The 10312-nt window shown below is 60.6% G+C and carries 4 protein-coding genes and 5 pseudogenes; 6 read left to right on the plus strand and 3 right to left on the minus strand.

The genetic code is table 11. The features are described 5' to 3' along the window. Nucleotides 1-335: 335 nt before the first annotated feature. A pseudogene (locus tag AKG11_RS35595) lies at nt 336-990 on the plus strand (integrase); the annotation flags it as partial. On the opposite strand, the pseudogene AKG11_RS34945 reads toward AKG11_RS35595, so the two are convergent. Further along, nucleotides 970-1167, minus strand: a pseudogene (locus AKG11_RS34945) (transposase); the annotation flags it as partial. The pseudogenes AKG11_RS35595 and AKG11_RS34945 sit on opposite strands and share 21 nt — an antisense overlap. A 70-nt stretch (nt 1168-1237) precedes the next feature. Between AKG11_RS34945 and AKG11_RS35760 the strand changes: the two are divergent. The 5 genes and pseudogenes from AKG11_RS35760 to AKG11_RS32205 all read left to right on the plus strand — a co-directional run. Next, nucleotides 1238-1402 (plus strand): annotated as a pseudogene (locus tag AKG11_RS35760) (type II toxin-antitoxin system VapB family antitoxin); the annotation flags it as partial. 14 nt (nt 1403-1416) lie between these two features. Then, nucleotides 1417-1683: pseudogene (locus AKG11_RS32190) on the plus strand (type II toxin-antitoxin system VapC family toxin); the annotation flags it as partial. 421 nt (nt 1684-2104) lie between these two features. Then, nucleotides 2105-3220, plus strand: a pseudogene (locus AKG11_RS32195) (IS110 family transposase). A 406-nt stretch (nt 3221-3626) separates the two neighbouring features. Beyond that, nucleotides 3627-4583, plus strand: coding sequence for an AraC family transcriptional regulator (locus AKG11_RS32200; RefSeq protein WP_050746948.1), 957 nt, complete (start codon nt 3627-3629; stop codon nt 4581-4583). An 81-nt stretch (nt 4584-4664) separates the two neighbouring features. Further along, nucleotides 4665-7076: a vWA domain-containing protein gene (locus AKG11_RS32205; RefSeq protein WP_082342923.1), complete on the plus strand. Its 2412-nt coding sequence runs from the start codon at nt 4665-4667 to the stop codon at nt 7074-7076. Nucleotides 7077-7535: 459 nt separating this feature from the next. Here AKG11_RS32205 and ilvD read toward each other — a convergent pair whose 3' ends face one another. Both ilvD and AKG11_RS32215 read right to left on the minus strand, forming a co-directional pair. Next, nucleotides 7536-9209 (minus strand): dihydroxy-acid dehydratase, encoded by a 1674-nt coding sequence (ilvD, locus tag AKG11_RS32210; RefSeq protein WP_050746950.1) that lies wholly within the window; start codon nt 9207-9209, stop codon nt 7536-7538. Then, nucleotides 9209-10252, minus strand: coding sequence for an integrase core domain-containing protein (locus AKG11_RS32215; RefSeq protein WP_050746951.1), 1044 nt, complete (start codon nt 10250-10252; stop codon nt 9209-9211). The genes ilvD and AKG11_RS32215 overlap by 1 nt, the downstream gene beginning before the upstream one ends. Between the last annotated feature and the right edge of the window lie 60 nt (nt 10253-10312).

Here is a 10312-nt window from a genome sequence, read left to right on the forward strand (position 1 = left end):
CCTCCGGTTTGCACCAGAGATTCAGATTCACCCCACTTTGGGAAGGCTAAAGAGTCGAAGTCAGCGAGGCGGCGTATTACAACACAAAACGCCGCCCTTGACGATAACTTTACCGTCCGTGAATACTTCAGAATGTGAGCGCTTTACCGAGATTGTGCCAATACTTCGGCCGAAAATCGATCTCAAATCTGCGTGACCACCGCGTACAAAAGCCTTGTCATAGCCGTCGGAATTATCGCAACAAAGCCATCGAGATATGGGTGTTGCAACGCGGAAAGTAGCCCGATGACCCCGCCGTTTGACGTTGACTAGCGGGAAACGGACGCGATGTCCTCAATACGCGGCGGGCCGATACCGCGGACTGGCGGCACTTTTCCGCTTGGTGCCGGTGGCAGAATCTGTACTCTCTTTCGGAACGGGAAGCGTCGAGCTCTACATTATCGCCTGCGCCTCCGCGCACGGCTGCGCGTGGCGACAAAGTCAATAGCGTCTCATCCATCAAACGGCGCCTCTCGGCGATCGTCTGGAATTGTTCCCGCCGCGGCACGCCGCCCTGCCCCGGCAGACGGAAGCGGTCTTCCCAAAGGATCTGATCGCCATGCTAGCGACGCTTACCCGCGGTTCGTTGCGCGGGCTTCGCGACCGGGCCATGCAGCTGTTCGGCTTTGCCGGCGGTCTGCGTCGCTCGGAGATCACCGGGCTCGACCTTGGCCGAGACCAGACAGACGATGGGCGCGGCGGGGTCGAGAGTTTCCACAACGGCGCGCCAGTGTCCTTGCGCGGCAAGACCGATTGGCGCGAGGTCGAGATCGGTCGCGGCCCGTCCGACACCACTCGCCCTGTCGCAGCGCTGGAGGCTTGGATAAATTTGCCCGGCTCGTCAAGAAGGAAGCACTCGCCGCCGGCGTGCGTGGCGATCTTTCCGAGGCAGAGCGCGGCCAGTCTTTTGCCGGTTATTCGCTGCGCGCCAGCCTTGCCTCCTTCGCTGAGAAGTCTGCACCATCGATAGAGCAGATTGGGCGCAACCCCACGACGCCGGGCGGCCGACGAAACTGTCTCGCCGGGCTCGAAACTCTCCTCGATAATCCGCGGCTTCTGCTCGGTTGTCCACCGTCGCCGGAGAACATCGCCGGTAATCACTTCAATACGTCGATACTCGTTAGACATAAGCCTGTCCTCAAGCCTGTGCTTGAGCCTTCCTGCCTATGCCGAGTGTCCGGTCGAAATTGGGGGCAGTTCAGCGCTCGAGGAGCGCCTCAAACGGACTGGGTTGCAAGCGAAGAAAGCAGCCTTAATCGAGGACATGGAAGCAATGCAGCCCCGCTTGAGCGCCCTGCCCGTCCTTGATCATCGAAGCCCCGATGACATCATCGGCTACGACGAAGATGGGCTCCCAACGTGATGGTGATCGATACCTCTGCAATCGTACGAGAGGGATGTTTCGGCCAGGCGGGCGGAGCCGATCTCGATCTTTGGCGGCATAAGACCGATATCGAGGTCGTGGCAGTGACGGCAGAGCATTCCGATCAAGCTCGCAGGGCCCGGCCGCGCTATGGCAAAGCTCGCCATCCCGCAAGCTTGACCTATGGGAACTACTTCTCCTATGCGCTAGCGACCTTGTCGGGGGAGCCACTGCTCTACAAAGGCAACGATTTCAAACAGACCGATATCGAGGCGGCATGACAGGACTCGGAACAAGATCCGTTCAAAATCCTGCGCCGCCTTTATCAACCAAAGACAGCTACGGCGGATTAAATGATGATGCCTCCCTCGTGGCTTCAGCGCATTTGACGCCCGACGGCAGCGTGGAAGACTTGTAGCAATTACAGTGCCGACGGCGCGCGCGACCACAGGATTTTCACGCTCTCCTTGTCGCGTCGGCTTTTTCGCACGGCCAGCCCCGTGGCGATGCGCTGCGACCAACAGGACTCGATTTCATGGAAATACAAGGGGGGGCCCGCTGGGGGCGAAATGACACGCTTCCATGACGGTCATGGGAGCGTAGTCCGTATGTCCTTTGGGCTGCCGCTGGAGAAACGAGCCCAACCCGTCAGAATCGAGTTGTCGCGCCGAGGGTGGCGCGACCTCGAACTCTGGAGGGATCATGCAGAAGAAAGCTCTCTACGTCGGCCTCGATGTTCACAAGGCCAGCATTTCCACTACTGTTGCCGAAGACGGTCGTGATAGTGCCGTTCGTTTCATCGGCGCTATTCCCAACACGCCGTTCGATATTGTAAAGCTGGCGAAGCGGTTATCGAAAGACGGAAGCCGGCTGGAGTTCTGCTATGAAGCTGGCGGCTGCGGCTATGGCATCTATCGGCAACTTCTGAGCCTCGGCCATAGTTGCATGGTCGTCGCTCCGAGCCTGATCCCGCGCAAGCCCGGAGAACGCATCAAAACCGATCGGCGCGATTCTGAGAAGTTGGCGCGCCAGCACCGCGCCGGCGACCTGACAAGTGTCTGGGTCCCCGATCCGGTGTATGAGGCAATCCGCGACCTTGTACGTGCCCACATGGACGCCGCTGCACAGCTCACACGGGCGCGGCAGCAATGCCTGGCCTTTCTTCTGCGTCATGGCCGAATTTACGGCCCCAACCGGAAGAATTGGACGCTGCGGCATCGGCGGTGGCTCGGGCTTCAGACCTTTTAACAGGCGCCCCACCAGATCGTCTTCCAGGATTACGTCGAGGCGGTATGGGCGGCGCAGGATCGCCGCGACCAGCTCGAGGCGCGGATTGCGGCCATGCTCCCGGATTGGTCGATGGCCCCTCTGGTCGAAGCGCTGCGCGCCATGCGTGGGCTCGACACCATATCGGCGGTGATCTTCCTGGCCTCCATCGGCGATCTCGCCCGGTTCGAAACGCCGCGCCAGCTTATGGCCTATCTGGGCCTGGTGCCATCAGAACAATCGAGCGGCACAAGCGTGTGGCGCGGCGGCACCACCAAGGCGGGCAGCAGTGAAGCACGCCGGATGCTGGTGGAGGCCGCCTGGAGCTACCGCTATCCGCCACGTCTGGCGTCGGAAAAGGTGCTGGTTGTCGAGCGGCAGGAAAAGCCCGTACGCGACATCGCCTGGAAGGCGCAGGTACGCTTGTGTGGGCTTTATCGCAAGCTCAGCGCGACCGGAAAGAAGCCGACTGTTGTTGTGACCGCCATTGCGCGCGAACTGTGTGGGTTCATCTGGGCGATCGGACAGGAAGTGGCGCCAGCGCCATCCTGATCCTACCGTCGCCCCGTTCGGCCGGGGGCGGAGCGCAAGGTCAGGCAATCCTCGAGAATCCTATGGGCCGGCTTAACCCGACGCCCGTGCGTAGTGCGAGGCAGGCCGCGACGAAAAGCGTTCCTGCGGTATCCAACCCGCGCATGGGAGATTGATCGACCGTCGCCAGCGCGGCTCCGCCCTCGACCCAACGGCATTGTTACGACAACACAACCGCCACGCCCTTGGCATGGCGTCAGGTTTTTTGCATCTTCCCACTTGAAAAAGGACATGGGAGGATTTCGCCCTCTCTCGCGAACTCCCCCAAATGGGGGCTGTCCGCCGCAATCTGGAAGTTTCGACTTGCAATGACGTGCCATATGCCATGGCATAGCAAGCGTTCCGGTAGTTCAGATACAGGTTTCCGATGAGCCATTTCATTCTGCGAACCGAGGACTTCGATCCTCGTCACCGTGCTGCAAAATTCGAGAGCGTCGCTGCCAACATCTGTAAGCTGGCAATCGAGCCGGAGAACGAAAGCTACAGCTCCTCGACCACGATCGCCGTCCTGCCCGGCGCCGTGATCGCCGACACCGCCCATTCGCCCTGCCGCACGCGGCGTACCGTCAGGTTGGCGGCGGAAACCGGCGACAATATCCTGCTGCATGTGCCGGTGACGGGTGGTTTCACCATCCGGCAAGAGCGTGGGACCGAGGTCGAATGCAGGTCCGGCCAGATTTACCTCGACCCCAGCGAGGTACCGGGAGTGGCACAGTTTGTTCCTGAAACCAGCCGAGTGATTTATGTCTCAATCCCACGCGCAGCGCTGATGGCGGCAAGCCCAAGCTTCAACCCCTGCCTGCGGCAGGTGGTCGAGCTGACGCCGCAATGGCGGTTGCTTCTGGCGCATGCGCGGGCGCTGCACGCCGAGGCCGGAGTGTTGCCTCCCGAACAATTGCAGCATGGCGCCCTACATCTGCAGGACCTGCTGCTGTTCGCGCTTGGCGCCGACCGGGAGGCGGACCAAATCGCCCAGGGACGCGGTGTGCGAGTGGCGCGGTTGAAGGCGATCAAGGCGGATGTCGAGGCCAACCTCCCGCTGAACGAGCTTAACTCGGACTGGATCGCCGCACGCCACAGGATCTCCGCCCGCTACGTCCGCAGCCTTTTTGCGCAGGAGGGAACCTCCTTCCCTGACTATGTGGCGATGCGGCGGTTGATGCTGGTACGACGGCAATTGAGCGACCCGCGCCATAGCCGCCGCTCGATCAGCCAAGTCGCACTGAGTGCTGGTTTTGGTGATATCTCATGGTTCAATGCCCGTTTTCGGGCCACTTTTGGCATGACGCCATCCGAGATGCGCAGCCTATCGGAATACCGCTGACCCCGCATCGGCTTCCGCCGGCCCCAAGATCGGTCCGAACTTTTGTGCCACAGTCGAGCCGAACAAAGGGGAAGGACAAAGATGCGGAACATCTGGCTAATGGGTATGGCGATGATGGCGCTTGCTGGGGTGGCGCACGCGGAAATGCCGGCAACGATCATCGTCATGGACGGATCGGGATCGATGTGGGGGCAGATTGACGGGCGGCCAAAACTGGAAATAGCGCGCACGACCGTAGCGGACGTGCTGAAGACGATACCGGCCGGACAGCAATTGGGTCTGCTGGCCTATGGCCACCGTGAAAAAGGCAATTGCGGCGACATCGAACTGATGGTGCCACCCGCGTCCGGCACTGCTGCGCAGATTTCTACTGCGGTAAACACCATGCGCTTTCTGGGCAAAACACCACTGTCGGACGCTGTGCGTCAGGCGGCTGAGGCTCTGCGCTACCGCGAGGAAGCGGCGACGGTGGTTCTGGTCACCGATGGGCTGGAGACCTGCTCCGCAGACCCCTGCGCGCTGGCGGACGAGTTGGAGACGGCGGGATTGAACTTCACAGCCCACGTTATCGGCTTCGGCCTTTCGCAGGCCGAAGGCGCGCGGGTCGCCTGCTTGGCTGAAGGCACCGGAGGGCGATACTTCGAAGCGAAGGATGCAGCATCGCTGGCGAAGGCGCTGCAAGATAGCGTGACCGCGGCCCTTCCGGAAGCATCGAAGGGGTCGCGCAGTTATTTCCCTGGTGCTAGCATGATGACCGATATCACCCTTGTACCCACCGGCATGACCACCGGCGTGACCGAAGTCCATCCACCGGAATTCTCCTTCCCCAAGGATGGCACCATCGCCCAATGCGCCGCACTTTGCGAAGGCGAGGCGATGTGTTCGGCCTGGCGCTATGAGCCTGCGGGCAGCAATTTCGTCGAGGCAGCGCGCTGCTTCGGCTTTGGCGCGTCGAGCGAAATGGATTACAATGCGGATGCGCACGGGTCAGGCTGGGCCTCAGGCATCAAGGACGGCGTGCTGCAACTGGTGCGCCCCTATGTACCGGTTGAGATTCCGCCAGAAGCAACGCTCGACGCCCCGGCCACTGCCCCCATCGGCCAGGCGGTCGCCGTGGCTTGGACCGGGCCGGCGGTAGAACTCGACACCATTGAGATCGGCCTTCCCGGTGATGGCGAACGCTGGACCTGGGTCTACGTGGCGAATGGCAACCCGGCCAGCCTGCTGATGCCGGGCGAGCCGGGCGACTACGAAATTCGCTACAAGTTCCGGGACCATACGGTCATCGCCAAACGCCAGATCACCGTGACCGAGGGTGCGGTAAGTCTGACCGCCCCGCAACAGGTGCTTGCGGGCAGCGAGGTCGCAATCAACTGGTCTGGGCCGGATGCCGATTACGACAATATCCAGATCGCCAAGACAGGCAGTGACAGCTATGTCAGCTATGGCTACGTTCGTGGCAAAAATCCGCTTGTCCTGGCCATGCCGGAACAGCCCGGCAGCTATGAACTGCGCTACAAGCTGTCGGACAGCGAGGTAATCGCCACAAGGCCCATCGAAGTGCTACCTGCCGATGCGGTATTGCCCGAGGTGGTGCAGGCACTACGGTCCGTGGTGATCGAGGCCGAAGGCGGCGGCGTGGGGCTCAACATCTCATGGTCTGCCGTACCGGTTCCCGGCCAGATGTTAGCGCGCGATGTCTGGGCGATGCCCGAAGGAGTCTCGGGGCCCGTCACAGCGGAATTCTTGCCCGGCCTTTACGACGTCACGGGCAATGCGGGCGACCATGTCTTCTCCGGCCGCATGGAGGTAACCCCTGGCGGTGAAAACCACTTCGTTGTCCCCCTCTCCCGCCAACATAGCCCAACGGGCGAGGATCAGGGCGCGCTGAAACCGATGGACCCGGTGCCCTTACGGATCAAGGGTGTCTACGAGGGGGCCTTCACCCAATGGGCTGCCTTTCCGCTCGATGGACAGGACAGCCTGGCGATCGAAAGCGGCGATCCCCGGCCTCGTGCCTGGGAAACCCGGCTTGACCGCGGCCATTGGCTGATCCGTGGTAGGCATGACGGGGCCACGGGGGCGACCTATCTGGCGGTGATTGAAGTGGCCACGTCCACCGAGGTCGTCATCGAACGTCCGACCTATTCTGCAGTGTCCAGCCTGTTCTGCCAGGGGCCTGCACTATGCCTCGTGCATGATCGTTCCAGCGGATTAAGTATCGCACTATCGCCGGGTTGGCGGATGGAACCTCCCATCCGCTATGAGACCGCCGCCGGGGTGGAGAGCGCGCGACCCTCGACCGTCTTCATGCCGCTGCGCGCCGGTGCAGAAAGCGTCATGGTGGCGCTGAACCCGCGGCAATGGGACGCCATGCTCGGCCCGTGCGAGCCGACGGCCGTAGGCCTGCTGTGCAGGCCCCAATTGATGGCGGCAGAGGATTTGCGCGTCTTCCGCATCCTTTCGGCAACGCTTGAATTGGCCGCCAAATAGGAAGACTCGGTCGACGAATGGCGGGGAGCGGCACTTTATGGCCTTAGTCAAGCACTGCAGGGATAATTCACCGCCGCAAAGCCAACCAGCTCGAGAGCTGATTGACATCAGCCTTGCCAACTCCTTCTTGAGGCCGCGCCAGGTTGGCACGACCACGCTCGCTCTGAATTTCGCCGAGCGCCGACCGTCGATCTCGACAAGCTATAGGGCAGTGGCTGCTTCCCGGACGGCTTTCTCGCCGCGAACGAAGTTAGCACCAGCCAACGATGGCGAGCCAACTTCGTCCGTACCTACCTGGAGCGCGATATCCCGATGATGAGGCGGTGTATTGCGGCAGATAGGCCTTTCCAATGCAGGCGGCTTCGCCCAGGACCTCCAGCGAAGCAGACCAGATGAGATATTTCCGAAACGAGTGTTATTCTGATACTATGGCCGACGACGCTGCGGTCCTCTCTGTTATCATCCTGTCACGGCGCCTTGACTTGCAGGGCTGGCGAGGGCAGCAAACTTCGCCAACACACCGCGCACGTAGCGAGGCGAGGGTTGACGCCACTGGCTTCGCCGCCTTTTTATCTCTTCTGCGGAAACGTCGAGTTGAAGCAGGCAGCGCCCGGCATCAATCGTAATACTGTCACCTTCCTCGACCAAAGCGATCGTCCCGCCAACGAATGCTTCAGGCGTGACATGCCCGACAAGCATGCCCCACGATCCACCGGAAAAGCGTCCGTCGGTGATCAGACCGACCTTGTCACCGAGCCCACGCCCGACAATAGCCGATGTTGGCGCCAGCATCTCGGGCATTCCGGGACCACCCTTTGGCCCGAGATAGCGCAGCACGAGCACGTCGCCCGGCTGGATAGAGCCTGACAGAATGGCATCCAGCGCCGATTGCTCATCGTTAAATACGCGCGCCGGGCCAGTGATAGAAGTCGATTTTAGGCCGGTGATCTTCGCGACGGCCCCGCCCTCCGCCAGATTGCCGCGCAAAACCGCCAGATGGCCTTGGTGATAGAGCGGAGCAGCGACAGGCCGTATCACGTCCTGACCGGTGGGCGGATGATCGGGAACTCCCTCAAGCTCCTCCGCGATCGTCCGGCCAGTGATAGTCAGGCAGTTTGGATTAAGTAGCCCTGCATTGAGCAGCAACTTCAGCACCTGAGGAACGCCGCCTTGCCGGTGTAGGTCGACTGCCATGTAGCGGCCGGAGGGTTTGAGATCACAAATGACCGGAACCTTACTGCGCACGCGCTCGAAATCTTCAAGCGTCCATTCGACCTCCGCTGCGTGGCAGATCGCCAGATAGTGAAGCACCGCATTAGTGGAACCACCGGTCGCCATCACCAGCGTGATGGCGTTCTCAACGCTCTGTCTGGTGATGACGTCGCGCGGTTTGATGCCTTTCCTGACCGCCTCAACCAGAACGGTTGCCGAGGCGGCAGCGGAGTCCAGCTTCTCCTGATCGGGGTTGGCCATCAGCGAAGAGCCAAGCAACGACATACCCAGCGCTTCGAAGGACGAGCTCATTGTGTTGGCAGTATACATGCCTCCACAGGCACCCGTGGTCGGACATGCGTGCCGTTCGATGCCCGCGAAATCTTCCTCGCTCATGTGGCCAGCCTTAATCGCGCCGACGGCCTCAAACGCAGAGATGACCGATAGATCCTCGCCCTTCCAGTTTCCGGGTTTGATGGTGCCGCCATAGACATAGATCGCCGGAACGTTCGCCCGAGCAATACCTATCATACCTCCGGGCTTGTTCTTATCGCAGCCGCCGATGACAAGAACACCGTCCATCCATTGCCCTTGGACCGTTGTTTCCACGCAGTCGGCGATTACCTCGCGCGAGATAAGGGAGTACTTCATCCCCTCGGTTCCCATCGACATGCCATCAGAAATGGTCGGAACACCAAACATCTGAGGATTGGCGCCTGCTGCCCTGACCGCGGCTGCGGCGGCATCCGCAAGCGGCTGAAGACCTGCGTTGCATGGCGTGATCGTTGAGTGGCCGTTGGCAATACCGATCATGGGCTTGTCGAAGTCCTCGCTTCGATAACCGAGCGCGCGGAACATCGCCCGATTGGGAGAACGTTCCACACCTTTGGTGATGGCGTTCGATCGTAGTTTGTGCGGCACTAGGTGTTTGGTCCCGGCATTTGATGGTGCGGATTGAGTTTAAACCGTCCCGGCTCTGTTGCCCAGATTTTGCAGATGTATTCGTAGGGCGTTAGGCCGCGCAGTGTCTTTAACCGACGGCCGTAATTGTAGGCGTCAACGAAGTCATGAAGGTGGGCGGTTAACTGGGCATGGCTGTCGTAGTGGTAACGTTTGACAGTCGCTTCCTTGATCGTTCGGTTCATTCGCTCGACCTGGCCGTTGGTCCAGGGATGCTTGATTTTGGTGAGCCGGTGTTCGATCCCGTTCTCACGGCAACGCATGTCAAACATGTGCGTGATGTAAGTGGCCGTAGGGCCATCGGCGTAGCGCGGCGGGAACGTGAACTGGATGCCGTTATCGGTCAGGACGGTGTGGATTTTGTAAGGCACGGCTGCGATCAGCGCGACCAGAAAGGCGGACGCCGATGTTCTGCCTGTTNTCAGGACGGTGTGGATTTTGTAAGGCACGGCTGCGATCAGCGCGACCAGAAAGGCGGACGCCGATGTTCTGCCTGTTTTGGTGACCAACTGGACGAAGGCGAACTTGCTGGTCCGGTCTATCGCTACGTAAAGATAGAGCTTGCCTTCGGCCGTGCGCACTTCGGCGATGTCGATGTGGAAGTACCCAATAGGGTAGGTCTTGAACTTCTTCTTCGGCTCCTTGTCCCCTGTCACTTCTGGCAATCGGCTGATCTCATGCCGTTGTAAGCAGCGATGTAGGGACGAGCGGGTCAAATGCGGGATCGTGGCCTGCAGCGCGTAGAGGCAGTCATCCAATGGCAGCAGTGTGTGTCGGCGAAAGGCAACGATGATCGCCTCTTCTTCGATTGAAAGTGTCGTCGAGTGCGCGTCTTTTGGACCGGTTGGCAGGTCCTTCACCGCTGTGCGCCGCTTCCATTTCGCTACGGTCTTCTGGTTGATCCCATAGCGCTTCGCCAGAACCCTCAGGCTCTCTTGACTATGTTGTATCGCTCGACGGACTGCCTCTGTCGTGCGGGCGCTCCCGTGTAGAATCTGTCCCATAGCGCATCCCTCCATTCCTGGCTGAATAGTGCACCATCAAATACCGGGACTAAACACCTA

The sequence above is a fragment of the Shinella sp. SUS2 genome, assembly GCF_001262505.1.
GTDB lineage: Bacteria > Pseudomonadota > Alphaproteobacteria > Rhizobiales > Rhizobiaceae > Shinella.

Excerpts from the sequence above, each read along its gene's own strand:
- AKG11_RS32205 (WP_082342923.1), top strand. The coding sequence starts at position 4,665 with ATGCGGAACATCTGGCTAATGGGTATGGCGATGATGGCGCTTGCTGGG.
- AKG11_RS32200 (WP_050746948.1), top strand. The coding sequence starts at position 3,627 with ATGAGCCATTTCATTCTGCGAACCGAGGACTTCGATCCTCGTCACCGT.